Source organism: Streptomyces sp. NPDC006879 (assembly GCF_042869595.1).
Lineage (GTDB): Bacteria > Actinomycetota > Actinomycetes > Streptomycetales > Streptomycetaceae > Streptomyces.
Map to the genome: position 1 here is coordinate 120,767 of NZ_JBIAGC010000012.1, position 18,808 is coordinate 139,574.

The window sequence follows — 18,808 nt, forward strand, 5'->3', positions numbered from 1 at the left end:
ACTCTTGAAGGGCCGGGAACCGCGATGACTTCCACCCACGCCTTCTGGCTCGCCGGCCGCCAGGCCACCGGCGAGGACAGCTTCGACGTCACTTCCCCGTGGGACGGCCGACTGGTCGGCAAGGTCAGCGTGCCCACCGATGCCCAGGTCGAGGAGGCCGTGGCAGCAGCGCACGCCGCGACCGCCGCCTTCTCCGCGACCCCCGCGCACGTCCGCGCGGCAGCCCTCGACCACGTCTCCAAGCGGCTGGTCGAGCGCACCGAGGAGATCGCGCAGCTGATCTCCGCCGAGAACGGCAAGCCCATCAAGTGGGCCCGGGGCGAAGTCGGCCGGGCCGTCTCCGTGTTCCGCTTCGCCGCGGAAGAGGCGCGCCGGTTCAACGGCGGCGAGGCCCAGCGACTGGACACCGACGCCGGTGGCGTCGGCCGGCTCGCGCTGACCCGGCGCTTCGTCAAGGGACCCGTCCTCGGCATCGCTCCCTTCAACTTCCCGCTGAACCTCTGCGCACACAAGGTGGCCCCCGCCATCGCCGTCGGCGCGCCGATCATCCTCAAGCCGGCTCCTGCCACCCCGCTCTCCGGCCTCGTCCTCGGCGAGCTGCTGGCCGAGACCGATCTGCCGGTCGGCTCCTGGTCCGTACTGCCGGTGGCCAACGACAAGATGCCGGCCCTGGTGCAGGACGAGCGACTGCCCGTCATCTCCTTCACCGGTTCCGACAAGGTCGGCTACGCCATCCAGCAGTCCGTGCCGCACAAGCACTGCACGTTGGAGCTCGGCGGCAACGCTGCCGCCGTGGTCCTCGATGACTGGTCCTCCGAAGCCGACCTGGACTGGGCCGCGACCCGTATCGCGACGTTCTCCAACTACCAGGCCGGCCAGTCCTGCATCTCCGTGCAGCGCGTGATCGCCGACGCAAGCGTCTACGACGCCCTGGTCGAGAAGGTCGTCGAGAAGGTCGGTGCGCAGGTCACCGGTGACCCGACCGATGCCGCCACGGACGTCGGCCCGCTGGTGAGCGAGGACGCCGCCAAGCGCGTCGAGTCCTGGGTGGACGAGGCCGTGGCCGCCGGTGCCAAGCTGCTGGCCGGTGGCAAGCGGGACGGCGCCTCCTACGCGCCGACCGTGCTCGCCGAGGTCCCGGGTGAGGTCACCCTCGCCACTGAGGAGGTCTTCGGCCCGGTCCTGACCCTGACCCGGGTCGACGGAACCGACGAGGCCTTCGCCGCGGTCAACGACTCCAAGTTCGGCCTGCAGACCGGCGTGTTCACCCACAACGTACAGACCGCCTTCCGGGCCCACCGCGAACTTGAGGTAGGCGGTGTGATCGTGGGCGACGCCCCCTCCTACCGTGCCGACCAGATGCCCTACGGCGGTGTCAAGCAGTCCGGCGTGGGCCGTGAGGGCGTGCGTTACGCCATGGACGACTACACCTACGAGCGGGTGCTGGTCCTCACCAACATCGACCTCTAGGAGGCCGATGCACGAAACCGGCGGCCGGAGCCCACTGTGCGGGGGCTCCGGCCGTCCCCCTTTTTTCCTTGCTGACCCGGGAGAACAGCGGGGTCGGCGGTGCGGGCGCTGAATCGATCGGATGCGGCGGGACGAGCGTCTCGAACCCGCGTGCCGGCGCCCTTGAGGCAGGTGGGTCAAGGTCTGAGAGCCGTCCACGGTGGACGACCTCGCCGACCTCCCTCGTGGCATACGGCGCTGAGGGTTGCCCTTGTTCCCACCGGGATGAGCAGGGACAAGGCAGGGACAAGATCGCGGGCAGCCGCTGCGGGCACGGACCGGACGAGGAACGCGCTGGTCGGCGCGGAACCGCAGGTCAGCGGGATCCGCTGGGTGGTCGCTGCACGTGGCTCCGGCCGTCGCGGGCGCTGGCCTGGTGGCCGCCACCGAGATGCGGCGCAATCGCGGGAGTGTCGAGCAGCAGCGGTGCGCGGGTAGCCCTCCTCGCATGGCGGGCCGCGGAATTCGCCCAGCCCGGGATTCAGCCAACTGCGCGACCACTGGTGCGCTCCTCGCGGATCGGGTACAGACTCCCTGGAGAGCACCGACTCCGAAGTAGCACCGGCCGGTAGCCCGCGAACGGCTGGCCGCCGGCGTCCATGACGCTCCATCGGCCGAACCAGTGGCGAGGTGAGCCCTTCATGTCTGCACCATCCACGCCGTCCCAGTCCTCCGGGCAGATTCCCCAGACACCCCCAAAGGTGACCGAGCGCGAGGCCCGCCAGGTCGCCGAGGCCGCTCGGGAGCAGGACTGGCGCAAGCCGAGCTTCGCCAAGGAGCTCTTCCTCGGACGTTTCCGGTTGGACCTGATCCACCCGCACCCGCTACCCGCCGCTGAGGACGTGCGCCGTGGTGAGGCCTTCCTGGAGCGCCTGCGGGAGTTCTGTGAGCGCGAGGTGGACGGCGCCCGGATCGACCGCGAGGCGCAGATCCCCGACGAGACCATCCGTGGCCTGCGGGAACTAGGCGCGCTCGGCATGAAGATCGACGTGAAGTACGGCGGACTGGGCCTGACCCAGGTGTACTACAACAAGGCCCTGGCACTGGTGGGGTCCGCGAGCCCGGCCATCGGCGCCCTCCTCTCCGCCCACCAGTCCATCGGTGTGCCCCAGCCGCTCAAGATCTTCGGGACCGAGGAGCAGAAGGACACCTTCCTGCCGCGCTGTGCCCGTAGCGACATCTCCGCCTTCCTGCTGACCGAACCGGACGTCGGCTCCGACCCGGCCAGGCTCGCCACCACGGCCGTTCCGGACGGGGAGGAGTACGTACTCGACGGGGTGAAGCTCTGGACCACCAACGGCGTGGTCGCCGACCTCCTGGTGGTCATGGCCCGGGTTCCGCGCAGCGAGGGGCACCGCGGTGGCATCACCGCCTTCGTCGTCGAGGCCAACTCACCCGGCGTCACCGTCGAGAACCGCAATGCCTTCATGGGATTGCGCGGCTTGGAGAACGGCGTCACCCGCTTCCACCAGGTCAGGGTCCCGGCGGATCAGCGCATCGGACCGGAGGGCGCAGGCCTGAAGATCGCTCTGACCACCTTGAACACGGGCAGGCTCTCGCTGCCGGCCATGTGCGTGGGTGCCGGCAAATGGTGTTTGAAGATCGCGCGTGAGTGGTCCTCGGTACGTGAGCAGTGGGGGCGCCCGGTCGCCCGTCACGAAGCCGTGGGCTCCAAGATCTCCTTCATCGCCGCCACCACCTTCGCGCTGGAAGCCGTCGTCGACCTCTCCTCCCAGATGGCGGACGAGGACCGCAACGACATTCGTATCGAGGCGGCGCTCGCCAAGTTGTACGGCAGTGAGATGGCCTGCCTGATGGCCGACGAACTGGTGCAGATCCGTGGCGGCCGGGGCTTCGAGACCGCCGATTCGCTGGCTGCCCGCGGCGAGCGGGCGGTGCCGGCCGAGCAGATGCTCAGGGACCTGCGGATCAACCGCATCTTCGAGGGTTCTACCGAGATCATGCACCTGCTGATCGCCCGTGAGGCCGTCGACGCCCACCTGTCGGTGGCCGGGGACCTCATCGATCCGGACAAGGACCTCGCCGACAAGGCCAGGGCGGGCGCCCGTGCCGCCGGGTTCTACGCCCGCTGGCTCCCCAAGCTCGCGGCCGGACCTGGTCAACTACCCGTCAGTTATCGTGAGTTCCACCCGCCGGGGCATCCCGATCTGGCGGCCCATCTGCGCTACGTCGAACGTGGTTCGCGCCGGTTGGCCCGCTCCAGCTTCTACGCCATGTCCCGCTGGCAGGGCCGGATGGAGAGCAAACAGGGGTTCCTCGGGCGGCTCGTCGACATCGGCGCCGAGCTCTTCGCGATGAGCGCGGCCTGCGTGCGGGCCGAACATCTGCGGGCCAGTGGTGACCACGGCCGGGAGGCCTACCAGCTCGCCGACGCCTTCTGCCAACAGTCCCGGTTGCGCGTCGAGGAGCTCTTCGGTCGCCTGTGGAACAACACCGACGACCTGGACCACAAGCTGGTCGACGGGGTGTTGGGCGGTGCCTACGACTGGCTGGAGCGCGGAGTGGTCGACCCCTCCGGCGAGGGCCCTTGGATCGCGGACGCCTCGCCCGGCCCGTCCAAACGGGAGAACGTCCACCGGCCGGTGCGCTGAGGGCTGGTCCCCGGGCCCGCGGACCAGCCCGTGGGGGACGCCCTGTCCACCGCGCGGACGGATAAGGCAACAATGGGGGGATGAGCGACAGCCCATCCCCCCTCGCCGATCCGCATCTCCTCTTCGACCCCGCACCGGGTCGCCGGGACATCGTGATCCTCGGCTCCACCGGCTCCATCGGCACCCAGGCCATCGATCTGGTGCTGCGCCACCCCGACCGCTTCCGGGTGACCGCGCTGTCAGCGGCCGGCGGGCGGGTCGAACTGCTCGCCGAGCAGGCCAGGAAGTTGCGGGTGCAGACCGTGGCGGTGGCCCGGCAGGACGTGGTTCCGGCGCTGCGCGCCGCCCTGGCGGCCGGCTACGGCACGGAGCCGCTCCCCGAGATCCTGGCGGGGGCGGACGCGGCCACGCAGGTGGCGGCCTCGCCCTGCCACACGGTGCTGAACGGGATCACCGGCTCGATCGGGCTGGCTCCCACCCTGGCCGCGCTGCGGGCGGGCCGGACCTTGGCGCTCGCCAACAAGGAGTCGCTGATTGTCGGCGGGCCGTTGGTGAAGGCACTGGCCGAGCCCGGGCAGATCATCCCGGTCGACTCCGAGCACGCGGCGCTCTTCCAGGCTCTGGCGGCGGGTACCCGGGCGGAGGTGCGCAAACTCGTCGTGACGGCTTCGGGTGGGCCTTTTCGTGGTCGGTCCCGGGCGGAGCTGGAGCGGGTCACCGTCGCGGACGCGTTGGCCCACCCGACGTGGGCCATGGGGCCGGTGATCACGGTCAATTCCGCCACCTTGGTGAACAAGGGGCTGGAGGTGATCGAGGCGCACCTGCTCTATGACATTCCCTTCGACCGGATCGAGGTCGTCGTCCACCCGCAGTCCTACGTTCACTCGATGGTGGAGTTCAGCGACGGTTCCACGCTGGCCCAGGCCACCCCTCCGGACATGCGCGGCCCGATCGCGATCGGTCTGGGTTGGCCGCAGCGGGTGCCGGACGCGGCGCCTGCATTCGACTGGACCCGGGCCTCCAGCTGGGAGTTCTTCCCCCTGGACGTCGAGGCGTTCCCGTCTGTCGGCCTGGCCAGGCACGTCGGTGAGCTTGGTGGTACCGCGCCGGCCGTGTTCAATGCGGCGAACGAGGAGTGTGTGGCGGCGTTTCTGGCCGGTCGGCTTCCGTTCACAGCGATCGTCGATACCGTCGCGGATGTGGTTGCAGACCACGGGACGCCCACGGCGGGAACTTCTCTGACCGTCGCGGACGTCCTCGAAGCGGAGACCTGGGCCCGCGCCCAAGCGCGGGAAAGGGCCGCTAAGGCCGCAGTGGAGGCGGGCGCATGACAATCCTGATGACGGTCGTCGGCATAGTCGTCTTCTTCGTCGGACTGCTCTTCTCGATCGCTTGGCACGAACTCGGTCACCTCTCGACCGCCAAGCTCTTCGGTATCCGCGTGCCCCAGTACATGGTGGGCTTCGGCCCGACCATCTTCTCGCGCACGAAGGGCGAGACCGAGTACGGCGTCAAGGCCATCCCGCTCGGCGGCTACATCCGGATGATCGGCATGTTCCCGCCCGGTGACGACGGCAGGGTCACCGCTCGTTCGACTTCACCATGGCGCTCGATGATCGAGGACGCGCGGTCGGCCGCCTACGAGGAGCTCGAACCGGGCGACGAACAGCGGCTCTTCTACACGCGCAAGCCGTGGAAGCGCGTCATCGTGATGTTCGCCGGCCCCTTCATGAACCTCATCCTGGCGGTGGCGATCTTCCTCGGCGTGATGATGACCTTCGGGGTCAACACCCAGACCACCACCGTCGGCAAGGTCTCCGACTGCGTGATCCAGCAGAGCGAGCGCCGGGACACCTGTGGCGCCTCGGACCCGGTCGCCCCCGCCAAGGCGGCGGGTCTCCAGGCACGCGACAAGATCGTCGCCTTCGACGGGGCGAAGATCGACGACTGGGCAGCTCTCCAGCAGCACATCCGCGAGACGGTCGGACCAGCCACCATCACCGTGGAGCGGGACGGCAAGACCCTCGACCTCCAGGCGAGCCTGATCAGCAACCAGGTCAGCAAGTCCGACGGACACGGCGGCTACGTCGAGGGCCAGTACGTCACCGCCGGCTTCCTCGGCTTCAGCCCGGCCTCCGGCATCGTGGAACAGTCCTTGGGCCAGTCCGTGCAGCGGATGGGCGACATGATGGAATCCGGCGTCCAGTCGCTGGTCGCCATCCCCTCCAAGGTGCCCGACCTGTGGAACGCCGCATTCAGTGACGGCGAACGCAAGGCCGACTCGCCGATGGGTGTGGTCGGTGCCGCACGCGTCAGTGGAGAGATCGTCAACCTCGACATCCCGCCGCAGAACCAGCTGGCGATGTTCCTCTTCCTCGTCGCGGGGTTCAACCTCTCACTGTTCCTGTTCAACATGGTTCCGCTGCTGCCCCTCGACGGCGGTCATATCGCCGGCGCCCTGTGGGAAGCGGTGCGCCGCAACACCGCGCGCCTCTTCCGTCGCCCCGATCCGGGGCCGTTCGACGTCGCCAAGCTGATGCCCGTCGCCTATGTGGTCGCCGGCATCTTCATCTGCTTCACCCTGCTCGTCCTGGTGGCGGACGTGGTGAACCCAGTGAAGATCACCTGATCCGGCCGGCCGGAACCCGGAGGGGTGAGCGGATATCGGCCCGCGGGGGTGGACCCAACCGGGTCCGCCCCCGCGATCGAGTGCACCCGCCCGGTCGGATGCACGGGAGCGGCGCTGTTTGGCGTAACCTCGAACCCTCAGTGCCCGCCGATCTCGGGACTTTGATCCACACCTTGGGGTTGCACAGCAGATGACTGCCATTTCTCTCGGAATGCCGTCCGTCCCGACGAAGCTCGCCGAGCGCCGGGTCAGCCGGAAGATCCAGGTCGGTACGGTCGCCGTCGGCGGCGACGCACCCGTGTCCGTGCAGTCGATGACGACGACCCGGACCTCCGACATCGGTGCGACGCTCCAGCAGATCGCCGAGCTGACGGCTTCCGGCTGCCAGATCGTCCGAGTCGCCTGCCCCACCCAGGACGATGCGGACGCGCTGGCCACCATCGCGCAGAAGTCGCAGATTCCGGTGATCGCCGACATCCACTTCCAGCCGAAGTACGTCTTTGCGGCGATCGACGCCGGCTGCGCCGCGGTGCGGGTCAACCCGGGCAACATCAAGCAGTTCGACGACAAGGTCAAGGAGATCGCCCGGGCGGCTTCCGCCACGGGTACGCCCATCCGGATCGGCGTGAACGCGGGCTCCCTGGACGCGCGCCTGCTGAAGAAGTACGGCAAGGCCACTCCCGAGGCGCTGGTGGAGTCCGCGCTGTGGGAGGCCTCCCTCTTCGAGGAGCACGGCTTCCGCGACATCAAGATCTCGGTCAAGCACAACGACCCGGTCGTGATGGTCAACGCCTACCGGCAGCTGGCCGCCCAGTGCGACTACCCCCTGCACCTGGGCGTGACCGAGGCAGGTCCGGCCTTCCAGGGAACGATCAAGTCCGCCGTCGCTTTCGGTGCCCTGCTCTCGGAGGGCATCGGCGACACCATCAGGGTCTCCCTCTCGGCCCCGCCCGCGGAGGAGGTCAAGGTCGGCATCCAGATCCTGGAGTCCCTGAACCTGCGCCAGCGCCGACTGGAGATCGTCTCCTGCCCCTCCTGCGGCCGTGCCCAGGTGGACGTCTACAAGCTCGCCGACCAGGTCTCCGCAGGTCTGGAGGGCATGGAGGTCCCGCTGCGGGTGGCCGTGATGGGCTGCGTCGTCAACGGCCCCGGCGAGGCCCGTGAAGCCGACTTGGGCGTGGCCTCCGGCAACGGCAAGGGGCAGATCTTCGTCAAGGGCGAGGTGATCAAGACGGTCCCCGAGTCCAAGATCGTCGAGACCCTCATCGAAGAGGCGATGAAGATCGCCGAGCAGATGGAGAAGGACGGCGTGATGTCCGGCGAGCCCGAGGTGTCGGTCGCAGGCTGACGGCCGATCGCAGCGCGGGCGCACCCGCCCGCCTGCGGGTACAGTGCGGGGATCAGCAGACCCGCATGGTGAGGCCCCGCCCGTGTTGACGCAGACCACCACCAGGGTCCTTGAGCCCAGCGACCTCGCCGCCGCGCTTGAGGTCCTCGATCGCGACCCGGTCGCCAACGCCTTCATCGCCGCGCGGGTCCAGGTCGCCGGGCTCGACCCCTGGCGGCTGGGCGGCGAGATGTGGGGTTGGTACGCGGACGGGGTCCTCACCTCGCTGTGCTACGCCGGCGCCAACCTCGTCCCGGCGTGCGCCACCCCCGAAGCCGTAAGGGCCTTCGCTGACCGGGCCCGCAGGACCGGGCGGCGTTGCTCTTCGATCGTCGGCCCGGCGGAGCCCACCGCACAGCTCTGGCGGCTCCTCGAACCCAGCTGGGGGCCGGCCCGCGAGGTCCGCGCCCACCAGCCGCTGATGGTCACGGAGGCGTCCTCAGCGCAGGTCCGGCCCGACCCCCTGGTCCGGCGGATCCGCAAGGACGAGATGGAACTGATCATGCCTGCCTGTGTGGCCATGTTCACCGAGGAGGTCGGGATCTCCCCACTCGCCGGTGACGGCGGCCTGCTCTACCAGGCCAGGGTCGCAGAACTCGTCGGAGCCGGACGGTCCTTCGCCCGGGTCGACGACGGGAAGGTCGTCTTCAAGGCCGAGATCGGTGCCGCCACGGATCGCGCCTGCCAGATCCAGGGGGTGTGGGTGGCCCCCGAGTTCCGCGGCCGAGGACATTCCGAGACGGGCATGGCAGCCGTCCTTGAATACGCGCTCGCGGACGTCGCTCCCGTGGTCAGCCTCTACGTCAACGACTACAACACCGCAGCGCGGGCCGCCTATCGACGGGTTGGATTCCGTGAGGTCGGCGCGTTCATGAGCGTGCTGTTCTGAGACGGGTTGCCCGCATCCGGTGCTGACGGGCGGGGCCGCGAAGTAAGGTTCCCGGCATGCTGCATTCCTCTGCCGAGGTCGAGATCGGCGCTCTGGACCTGGCCGCCCGGGTGGACGAGGCACTGGCCGTCCAGGCCGTGGCCTTCGGGCTGAGCCCTGAGGAGGTCGGCGTCCGCCGGCACATCGTGCAGCGCCACATGGCCTGCCCGGGTGCCCGGGCCCTGGGAGCCGTCACCGCCGGCGGGAGATTGGCCGGGTTCGTCTACGGGATGCCCAACGACCGCCTGCACTGGTGGTCCACGGTGGTCGAGCCCTATCTGCGCGCAGACGGCCTCGGTGGCTGGCTCGACGACTCCTTCGCCATCACCGAGCTGCACGTGCACCCGGAGTTCCAAGGGCGCGGCATCGGCCGCTCGTTGATCACGAAGATCACCGACACCGCGGAGCAGCCCCGCTCGATCCTTTCGGCCATCGACACCGAGAGCCCCGCACGCCGCCTCTACCACGCACTCGGATATACCGACCTCGCCCGCCGGGTCTACTTCCCCAGCGCTCCCCAGCCGTACGCCGTCATGGGCGCCGTTCTGCCACTACGCCGTGGATAAGGATTTCCGAGCGTCACGACGCCCGCACTAACCTCTGGCTCACCGAACCAGCACCCTTCCCCGAGCAGGAGCCCCCCATGTCGCAGGTCCAGCGGATGTCCCGGCTGATGGTCAAGACCCTGCGAGAGGACCCGGCGGACGCGGAGACGCTCAGCCACCGGCTCCTCGTGCGTGCCGGCTACGTACGTCGCAACTCCGCCGGGGTGTGGACCTGGTTGCCGCTCGGCAAGAAGGTGTTCGACAACGTGGCCCGCGTGGTGCGCGAGGAGATGGACGCCATCGGCGGGCAGGAGGTGCTGCTCCCCGCACTGCTGCCCAAGGAGCCCTACGAGGCAAGCGGCCGCTGGGAGGAGTACGGCGACCTGCTGTTCCGCCTCAAGGACCGCAAGGGCGCCGACTACCTGCTCGGCCCCACCCACGAGGAGATCTTCACCCAGGTGGTGAAGGACATGTGTTCCTCGTACAAGGACCTGCCGGTCATCCTGTACCAGATCCAGACCAAGTTCCGGGACGAGGCGCGCCCCCGCTCGGGGGTCCTGCGCGGTCGCGAGTTCCAGATGAAGGACTCGTACTCCTTCGACACCACAGACGAGGGGCTCGCCGAGTCCTACCGGCTGCACCGCGAGGCCTACATCCGCATCTTCGACCGGCTGGGGCTGGACCACCGGGTCGTCTCGGCGGTCTCCGGGGCGATGGGCGGCTCGGCCTCCGAGGAGTTCCTGGCGCCCGCCGCGGCGGGCGAGGACACCTTCGTGGACTGCCCCGGCTGCTCCTACGCCGCGAACACCGAGGCGGTGACCTTCGAGGCGCCGGAGGTCCGCGGGACCGCAGAGCATCCGGCACTGCAGGAGCTCGACACCCCGGACACACCCACCATCGAGGCGCTCGCCCAGTACATGGAGGTACCGGCGTCCGCCACGCTGAAGAACCTGCTGGTGAAGGTGGACGGGGAGATCGTGGCCGTGGGCGTTCCCGGAGACCGGGAGGTGGACCTCGGCAAACTCTCGGAGCACCTCGCGCCCGCAGTCGTCGAACTCGTCACGGAGGAGGACTTCGCGGCCCGACCCGACCTGGTGCGCGGCTACGTGGGTCCGCAGGGCCTGGACAAGGTGCGCTACCTCGCGGACCCGCGGGTGGCACCGGGCACCGCGTGGATCACCGGCGCGAACCGACCCGGCACGCACGCCCGCAACGTGGTGTGCGCTCGCGACTTCGAGGTGGACTCCTATCTCGATGTCGTCGTGGTCCGCGAGGGAGACCCCTGCCCGTCCTGCGGAAGCGGCCTGCGTCTGGACCGCGCCATCGAGATCGGCCACATTTTCCAGCTCGGTCGAAAGTACGCCGACACCTTCGCCCTCGACGTCCTCGGGCCCCAGGGCAAGCCGGTGCGCGTCACCATGGGGTCCTACGGCATCGGGGTGTCGCGTGCGGTCGCTGCGCTGGCCGAGCAGACCGGGGACGGGCAGGGCCTGTGCTGGCCCGCCGAGGTCGCCCCTGCTGACGTCCACGTCGTGGCGGCAGGCAAGACCGCCCAGACCGAGCTCGCCCTGCGGGCTGCGCAGGCCCTGGCCGCCGCCGGCCTGCGGGTGCTGGTCGATGACCGGCCCGGGCTCTCCCCTGGCGTGAAACTCACCGACGCCGAGCTGATCGGCGTGCCGAAGATCCTGGTGGCCGGCCGGCGGGCCGCCGAGTCGGTGCTGGAGCTGAAGGACCGTCGCACCGGGGACCGTGAGGAGCTTCCCCTCGAAGAGGCGGTCCGCGTGCTCGCCGGCTGACCGGGCCGGTCCCCTCGGTTGGCCGCCGAGGGGGCCCCAAGTCCGCGGGCTACAGCCAGGCGGCGAACTCCAGGAGCAACTCGGCGTCCTGCCGACGTCCCGCGGTCAGGGCCCGGGCCCCGCTCTCCACGGCGCGGAACAGCGTCCAGCCGCGCAGCCGCTCCCGATCCACCTCCAGGGAGTCGGCGAGCCGGTTCACCCGGCGCCGGGCCGCTGCGGCGCCACCGCTCGCCGCGACCTGGTCGTCCAGCCGGTCCCTGACCAACCGGGCCAGGTCGTAGGCGCGTTCACCCACCAGTGGATCGGGACCGACCGCCAGCCACGGTGCCCGCTCGCCGGCCAGCACCTTGCCCTGTTTGAAATCGCCGTGCAGCAGCAGTTCCTCCGGCGGCGTCGGGGCCAGTTCGGCCTGTGCCGCCCGTGCCGCCGCCACCAGGTCCGCGACCTCGGAGGGTGCCCGCTCCAGGACGGTCAGCTGTCGGCGGGTGTGCTCGGCGACCGTCTCGAAGGGATGCCCGGCGGGCGGGGTCACCCACAGGCGCCGGATGATGCCGGCCGCCTCCAGGAGGGCCTTGGACTCGGGCAGCGAGCGCAGCGAGATCTCGGGGCGAAGTCGCTCCAGCAGCAGCGCCCCGTCGTGGTGTCGGCTGTCCAGCAGGCGCACGGCGCCGAAGCCGCCCCAGTGGCCCAGTGCGGCGAGCTCGCGCTCGGGGCGCGCCACGGGTGGCGCGAACTTCAGCGCGGCCGGGGTTCCGTCTGTGTACTCGACGAGCACCACCAGGCTGCTGCGACCTCCGGGTTCGAGTACCCGCTGAGCCGTCAACTCGCGTAGGGACAAGGCCTTCTCGACGGTCGCGGGGAGTTCGGCGAGCCATCCGGCCGTGCCCTCCCCACCGTCCTGGGGCATCTCGCCGAGCGCCCTGACAAGCCGCTGCGGCGGTTCGAAAGCCATACGTGCAAGGTCCCTTTCAGCTGGTTGGGGCTCGTTCGGCGAGCCCAGGGAAGGCTACGCCGCCGCCGCGCCAGCGCGCCGCCCGCAGCGCGGCTTCACGGAGCGCTTCGGCTGCCAGGGTGCGCAGCTGCCCCTCGCCGGCGCGCACCAGATCCCCGTAGGAACCAGCGATTCGCTCCTCGATCCAGACGGCCAGTCGTACGGTGTCCGCCGGCGCGGACACCCCGAAGGGCAGGGCGTACGCCGCCAGGGAGGGCCGAGGTGATCCGCCCAGTTCGTGCACCGCCTCCAGCAGCGCGTCCCGCCCGTCCCGGTGCGCCGCATAGTCCTGTCGGGCTTCGGCGCGTCGGTCCGCGGACGTCCTCGCGCCGATGACGCCGTAGCCGTAGACCGCGGCGTGCTCGGCGGCCAGTGCGGACTGGGCGGCTGTGAGGGCGGCGGCCCGCTGGGGTGTGTCCCGGTCGTCGTCAGGGAGCCCGGCGGGGGTGATCCGCTGCCCGTTCCCGGGCTCGTCAGTGTTCAACAGCTGCACGTGTACGGCACCGCAGGCTGCCACGGAGGCCAGTACTCGGGCCAGTTCGCCGGGGGCCTGGGCCAGAGCGGTGGTCCGGGCGGCGGCGGTGGCGCGCTCTGCCTGCGCCAAGGCGGCCAGAGCGGCGGCGGCATCGGCCGGCGCAGGCGCCGACGCGCTGCTCCTCGGGGTGGCGGTGGCGCTGGGGGAGGGGCCGGGCGGTAGCCCGGGACCGCTGGGCGGGGGAGCGAAGGCGGTGCTGTGGGCCGCCACCGCCTTCCTCAGCGGGCCGAGGCGGGCGGCGAGCGCGGGATGTGCGGCGAGAGTCGCGTCGTAGGCCGCCTGGAGCCGCAGGCTCTCCCGGACGGCTGTTTCGCGGATCCGCTGTTCGGGGGAAACGCGTCGCCCCCCGCTGCCCTGGCCGAGTCCCTCGGTGGACTCCTCGGAGCAGCCGGCGAGCGGGACCAGGCCGGCCGCGACGGCCAGCAACAGCGACCTGCGGTGCGGCCCTGCGGGCCGCGGCGGTGGCGGCGGAAACGGCACGGTTCGTCCTTGGTGTGGAGGTGCGGACGGGAGGGGGGCTCGGGCCCGTGATCACCGTACCGGTGGCCGCGTGGATACGGGGCGTACGGCAACACCCCTTGGGACCGGATACCCTTTGACCTGACACGCGACGGAAACCACAACAGCACACGCGGCCGAGGAGTCACCCGGATGAGCACCACCCAGAGCGACAGGCTGCGCGAACTGCTGGCGCCGCTCGTCACGGAGAGGGAGCTGGACCTCGAAGAGATCGAGGTCTCCCGGGCCGGCAAGCGGCGGATGCTGCGGATCACCGTGGACTCCGACGAGGGCGTGGAGCTGGACGAGTGTGCCGAGCTCAGCCGCCTCATCTCCGAGAAGCTGGATGCTACCGATGCGATGGGCGAGGGCGAGTACGTCCTCGAAGTGAGCTCTCCGGGTGCTGACCGGCCGCTGACCGAGCACCGTCACTACGTACGGGCCGTCGGCCGCCTCGTGAAGTTCCAGCTGTCCGCCGGGGCGGGGGGCGGCGATCTCGTCGCCCGGATCCTCGAAGTGGACGAGGACGGGCTTGACCTGGAAGTGCCGGGCCTGAAGGGCCGCAAGGCCACCGGTCGCCGCCTCGCCTTCGTCGAGATCGTGAAGGCGCGTGTCGAGATCGAGTTCAGCCGCAAGGACAAGAAGGAAGAGGAGGCGTAGCCGTGGACATCGACATGAGTGCCCTGCGGGGTCTGGTCCGCGAGAAGGAGATCTCCTTCGACCTGCTCGTCGAGGCGATCGAGTCGGCCCTCCTCATCGCGTACCACCGCACTGAGGGAAGCCACCGTCGGGCTCGCGTCGAGCTGGACCGCGCCAACGGTCACGTGGTCGTCTGGGCCAAGGAAGACCCGCAGGACCTGGAGGAGGGGCAGGAGGCCAAGGAGTTCGACGACACACCGTCGGGCTTCGGCCGGATCGCCGCGACCACCGCGAAGCAGGTCATCCTGCAGCGTCTGCGGGATGCCGAGGACGATTTGACGTTCGGTGAGTTCGCGGGCCGTGAGGGCGATGTCATCACGGGCGTCGTCCAACAGGGCAAGGACCCGAAGAACGTCCTGGTGGACATCGGGAAGCTGGAGGCGATCCTGCCGGTGCAGGAGCAGGTCCCGGGTGAGGAGTACACCCACGGGTTGCGTCTGCGGACGTATGTCGTGCGGGTGGCCAAGGGGGTGCGCGGTCCGTCCGTGACCCTCTCGCGCACCCACCCCAACCTGGTGAAGAAGCTGTTCGCGCTGGAGGTGCCGGAGATCGCCGACGGGTCCGTGGAGATCGCGGCGATCGCTCGCGAGGCGGGTCACCGCACCAAGATCGCCGTACGGTCCACCCGCTCGGGCCTCAACCCCAAGGGCGCCTGCATCGGGCCGATGGGTGGCCGGGTGCGCAATGTCATGGCCGAACTGCACGGCGAGAAGATCGACATCGTCGACTGGTCGGACGATCCCGCGGAGATGGTGGCCAACGCCCTCTCACCCGCCCGGGTGAGCAAGGTCGAGGTCGTGGACTGGGACGCCCGCTCCGCGCGCGTAACGGTGCCCGACTACCAGCTCTCCCTTGCCATCGGCAAGGAGGGGCAGAACGCCCGCCTCGCCGCCCGGCTCACCGGCTGGCGCATCGACATCCGCCCCGACACCGAGCAGCCGGCGTCTGACGCGGAATAAAACCACTACCCGTCGGGGTTCCCCGGCGGGTAGACACAGAGCGCGGGGGCGAGTGTTCCGCGACAACATCCGTTCGATTTTTCGCCCAAAGGGGTGAGGTCGGCGCGGGGAGGTAGACTAACTGTGTCTGGCCGGACGCATGTCCGCGCATGCCCTGAGCGCACCTGTGTGGGGTGCCGGGAGCGAGCGGCCAAGAGCGATCTGCTGCGCATCGTGGCGATCGGGGACCAATGCGTACCCGATCCTCGCGGTACGCTGCCCGGCCGGGGTGCTTATCTGCACCCCGCCGTGGTCTGCCTCGACCAGGCGGTCCGCCGCCGGGCGTTCGCCCGGGCCCTACGGACCCAGGGAACGCTCGATACCGCGGGTCTGGGAAAGGTCGTCGAGGCGACAGCGTAAGAAGAAGTACGGCACGGAACCCCGTGCGGTCAGGTACCTCGCGAGTTGGAAGTAGGTCGAGATTGCGATGAGCACTCGATGAGTACGCGATGAGTACGCCCATGAAGTAGCGACGGTCCGGCGTAACCCGGACCTAAAAGGAGCGAAGTGGCTAAGGTCCGGGTATACGAACTCGCCAAGGAGTTCGGCGTTGAGAGCAAGGTCGTCATGGCCAAGCTCCAAGAGCTCGGTGAATTCGTCCGTTCGGCGTCCTCGACGATCGAGGCGCCGGTTGTACGCAAGCTGACCGATGCACTGCAGGGTCCCGGCGGTAACGCCGGCAAGACCGCTGCGAAGCCGGGCGCGCCCCGCAAGGCCGCGCCCTCCCCCGCTGCGCCCAGCCGCGCAGCCAACACCCCCTCGCCCGCGACGGCGCGCCCCGGTGCGCCCAAGCCCGGCGCCCCGGCCCCCAAGCCGGCCGCCGCGCAGCCGCCGGCGAGCAGCGGTCCGGTCACGCCGGCCGCTCCCGGCCCGCGTCCGGGCCCGAAGGCTCCGGCCGCCCCGAAGCCCGCCCCGGCGGCCCCCGTGGCGACCGAGTTCACCGCGCCTCCGGCGGCTCCCGCCGCCCCGCAGGCGCAGCGTCCGACGGGTGGTGCGACCCCCGGTCCCCGCCCCGCACAGCAGCGCCCCGCCGCCCCCGGCCAGGGCGGTGCCCGTCCCGGCGCCCCGCGCCCGGCCGGCCAGGGTGGTGCCCAGGCGCCGCGCTCCGGTGGTCAGGCGCCCCGTCCCGGTGGTGCCCGTCCCTCGGGCCCGCGTCCGGGCAACAACCCCTTCACCTCTGGTGGCTCTACCGGCATGGCGCGCCCGCAGGCGCCCCGCCCCGGTGGCGCTCCGCGCCCCGGTGGCCCCGGTGCCGGCCAGGGTGGCCCCCGTCCGCAGGGTGCCGGCCAGGGCGGTCCCCGTCCGCAGGGTGCCGGCCAGGGCGGTCCCCGTCCCTCGCCGTCCGGTATGCCCCGCCCGCAGGGCGGTGCCCGCCCCGGGCCCGGGGCGGGTGGCCCCGGCGGTAACCGCCCGAACCCGGGCATGATGCCGCAGCGTCCGGCCGCCGGGCCCCGTCCCGGTGGTGGCCCCGGCGGTGGCGGTCGTGGCCCCGGTGGCGGTGGCCGTGGTCCCGGCACCGGCGGTGCCGGTCGTCCCAGTGGCGGCTTCGCCGGTCGTCCGGCGGGGCCCGGTGGCGGCGGTCGTCCCGGTGGTGGCGGCGGCTTCGGCGGTCGTCCCGGTGGCGGTGCCCCCGGTGGTGGCGGCGGCTTCGGCGGTCGTCCCGGTTTCGGTGGTCGTCCCGGTGGCCCCGGTGGTCGTGGCGGCACGCAGGGTGCCTTCGGTCGTCCCGGCGGTCCGGCCCGACGTGGCCGCAAGTCGAAGCGTCAGAGGCGCCAGGAGTACGAGGCCATGCAGGCCCCGTCCGTGGGCGGCGTGATGCTGCCTCGCGGCAACGGCGAGACCGTTCGCCTGTCGCGCGGTGCATCCCTCACCGACTTCGCGGAGAAGATCAACGCCAACCCGGCGTCGCTGGTCGCGGTCATGATGAACCTCGGCGAGATGGTCACTGCCACGCAGTCCGTCTCCGACGAGACCCTCCAGCTCCTCGCGGGCGAGATGAACTACACCGTTCAGATCGTCAGCCCGGAGGAGGAGGACCGCGAGCTGCTGGAGTCCTTCGACATTGAGTTCGGTGAGGACGAGGGCGGCGAGGAATACCTCATGCCGCGTCCGCCGGTCGTGACCGTCATGGGTCACGTCGACCACGGTAAGACCCGACTGCTCGACGCCATCCGCAAGACCAACGTCATCGCGGGCGAGGCCGGCGGCATCACGCAGCACATCGGCGCGTACCAGGTCTCCACCGAGGTCAACGACGAAGAGCGTCGCATCACCTTCATCGACACCCCCGGCCACGAGGCGTTCACCGCCATGCGTGCCCGTGGTGCCAAGTCGACCGACATCGCGATCCTCGTGGTGGCGGCGAACGATGGTGTGATGCCGCAGACGATCGAGGCGCTGAACCACGCCAAGGCGGCCGAGGTGCCGATCGTGGTCGCGGTCAACAAGATCGACGTCGAGGGTGCGGACCCGACCAAGGTGCGCGGTCAGCTGACCGAGTTCGGTCTGGTGGCCGAGGAGTACGGCGGCGACACCATGTTCGTCGACATCTCCGCCAAGCAGGGTCTGAACATCGACTCGCTGCTGGAGGCCGTCGTCCTCACCGCCGACGCCTCGTTGGACCTGCGGGCCAACCCGGAGCAGGACGCTCAGGGTATTGCGATCGAGTCCCACCTCGACCGTGGCCGTGGTGCCGTCGCGACCGTCCTCGTCCAGCGCGGTACTCTCCGCGTCGGCGACACGATGGTCGTGGGTGACGCCTACGGTCGTGTCCGGGCGATGCTCGACGACAAGGGCAACAACGTCGAGGAAGCAGGTCCCTCGACCCCCGTCCTGGTCCTGGGTCTCACCAACGTCCCCGGTGCCGGCGACAACTTCCTCGTCGTCGACGAGGACCGCACGGCCCGCCAGATCGCCGAGAAGCGGGCGGCGCGCGAGCGCAACGCCAACTTCGCCAAGCGCACGCGCCGGGTGTCCCTGGAGGACCTCGACTCGGTGCTCAAGGCTGGTCTGGTCCAGGAACTCAACCTCATCATCAAGGGCGACGCGTCCGGTGCGGTGGAGGCCCTGGAGTCCTCGCTCCTCCAGCTCGACGTCGGCGAAGAGGTGGACATCCGCGTCCTGCACCGCGGTGTGGGCGCGGTCACCGAGTCCGACATCGACCTGGCGATGGGCTCCGACGCCATCGTCATCGGCTACAACGTCCGTGCGGCCGGTCGCGCCGCGCAGATGGCGGAGCGCGAGGGTGTCGACGTCCGGTACTACTCGGTGATCTACCAGGCCATCGAGGAGATCGAGGCGGCCCTCAAGGGTCTGCTCAAGCCGGAGTACGAAGAGGTCGAGCTCGGCACGGCGGAGATCCGCGAGGTCTTCCGCTCGTCCAAGCTGGGCAACATCGCGGGTGTGCTCATCCGCTCCGGCGAGGTCAAGCGCAACACCAAGGCGCGCCTCATCCGTGACGGCAAGGTCATCGCTGAGGACCTCACCATCCACGGTCTGCGCCGCTTCAAGGACGACGTCACCGAGATTCGTGAAGGCTTCGAGGGCGGTATCAACCTCGGGAACTACAACGACATCAAGATCGACGACGTCATCGCGACGTACGAGATGCGCGAGAAGCCGCGCGGCTGACGCCCGGCTCTGCGGTCACCGGTCCGGGGCCGGTCGGCGGAAGTATTTCCG

At 70.3% G+C, this 18,808-nt stretch carries 14 protein-coding genes; 12 read left to right on the forward strand and 2 right to left on the reverse strand.

Annotated elements, in window-relative coordinates:
• Window positions 1-24 precede the first annotated feature (24 nt).
• From ACFYMC_RS12735 to ACFYMC_RS12770, 8 genes are all read left to right on the forward strand, one after another.
• Complete coding sequence (locus ACFYMC_RS12735) at window positions 25-1,470, forward strand: aldehyde dehydrogenase family protein (protein WP_388522998.1); 1,446 nt, start codon at window positions 25-27, stop codon at window positions 1,468-1,470.
• A gap of 680 nt (window positions 1,471-2,150) precedes the next feature.
• On the forward strand, window positions 2,151-4,121 hold the full coding sequence (locus ACFYMC_RS12740) for an acyl-CoA dehydrogenase family protein (protein WP_388523001.1): 1,971 nt from the start codon (window positions 2,151-2,153) through the stop codon (window positions 4,119-4,121).
• An 80-nt stretch (window positions 4,122-4,201) separates the two neighbouring features.
• Window positions 4,202-5,452 (forward strand): 1-deoxy-D-xylulose-5-phosphate reductoisomerase, encoded by a 1,251-nt coding sequence (gene dxr / locus ACFYMC_RS12745; protein WP_388523003.1) that lies wholly within the window; start codon window positions 4,202-4,204, stop codon window positions 5,450-5,452.
• Window positions 5,449-6,750: a M50 family metallopeptidase gene (locus ACFYMC_RS12750; RefSeq protein ID WP_388523006.1), complete on the forward strand. Its 1,302-nt coding sequence runs from the start codon at window positions 5,449-5,451 to the stop codon at window positions 6,748-6,750. The genes dxr and ACFYMC_RS12750 overlap by 4 nt, the downstream gene beginning before the upstream one ends.
• 190 nt (window positions 6,751-6,940) lie before the next feature.
• A complete protein-coding gene (gene ispG, locus ACFYMC_RS12755) occupies window positions 6,941-8,098 on the forward strand; it encodes a flavodoxin-dependent (E)-4-hydroxy-3-methylbut-2-enyl-diphosphate synthase (protein ID WP_388523009.1) in 1,158 nt (385 codons plus the stop codon).
• An 82-nt stretch (window positions 8,099-8,180) separates the two neighbouring features.
• Complete coding sequence (locus tag ACFYMC_RS12760) at window positions 8,181-9,026, forward strand: GNAT family N-acetyltransferase (protein ID WP_388523012.1); 846 nt, start codon at window positions 8,181-8,183, stop codon at window positions 9,024-9,026.
• Between the two features lie 56 nt (window positions 9,027-9,082).
• The gene (locus ACFYMC_RS12765) at window positions 9,083-9,631 is read left to right on the forward strand and encodes a GNAT family N-acetyltransferase (RefSeq protein ID WP_388523015.1); all 549 of its coding nucleotides are present in this window, start codon (window positions 9,083-9,085) and stop codon (window positions 9,629-9,631) included.
• Between the two features lie 77 nt (window positions 9,632-9,708).
• Complete coding sequence (locus ACFYMC_RS12770) at window positions 9,709-11,406, forward strand: proline--tRNA ligase (RefSeq protein ID WP_388523018.1); 1,698 nt, start codon at window positions 9,709-9,711, stop codon at window positions 11,404-11,406.
• Between the two features lie 49 nt (window positions 11,407-11,455).
• Here the strand turns inward: ACFYMC_RS12770 and ACFYMC_RS12775 are convergent, their stop codons facing one another.
• Window positions 11,456-12,358 (reverse strand): aminoglycoside phosphotransferase family protein, encoded by a 903-nt coding sequence (locus ACFYMC_RS12775; RefSeq protein WP_388523021.1) that lies wholly within the window; start codon window positions 12,356-12,358, stop codon window positions 11,456-11,458.
• Between the two features lie 16 nt (window positions 12,359-12,374).
• On the reverse strand, window positions 12,375-12,848 hold the full coding sequence (locus tag ACFYMC_RS12780; RefSeq protein ID WP_388523098.1) for a ferritin-like domain-containing protein: 474 nt from the start codon (window positions 12,846-12,848) through the stop codon (window positions 12,375-12,377).
• 735 nt (window positions 12,849-13,583) lie between these two features.
• Here ACFYMC_RS12780 and rimP point away from each other — a divergent pair.
• From rimP to infB, 4 genes are all read left to right on the forward strand, one after another.
• The gene (gene rimP, locus ACFYMC_RS12785; protein ID WP_388523024.1) at window positions 13,584-14,090 is read left to right on the forward strand and encodes a ribosome maturation factor RimP; all 507 of its coding nucleotides are present in this window, start codon (window positions 13,584-13,586) and stop codon (window positions 14,088-14,090) included.
• 2 nt (window positions 14,091-14,092) lie between these two features.
• On the forward strand, window positions 14,093-15,088 hold the full coding sequence (gene nusA, locus ACFYMC_RS12790; RefSeq protein ID WP_388523026.1) for a transcription termination factor NusA: 996 nt from the start codon (window positions 14,093-14,095) through the stop codon (window positions 15,086-15,088).
• Window positions 15,089-15,211: 123 nt separating this feature from the next.
• Window positions 15,212-15,487: a YlxR family protein gene (locus tag ACFYMC_RS12795; RefSeq protein WP_388523029.1), complete on the forward strand. Its 276-nt coding sequence runs from the start codon at window positions 15,212-15,214 to the stop codon at window positions 15,485-15,487.
• Between the two features lie 147 nt (window positions 15,488-15,634).
• Window positions 15,635-18,757 carry a translation initiation factor IF-2 gene (infB, locus tag ACFYMC_RS12800; protein ID WP_388523031.1) on the forward strand — a complete coding sequence of 1,041 codons (3,123 nt, stop codon included), beginning with the start codon at window positions 15,635-15,637 and terminating at the stop codon, window positions 18,755-18,757.
• Window positions 18,758-18,808 lie beyond the last annotated feature (51 nt).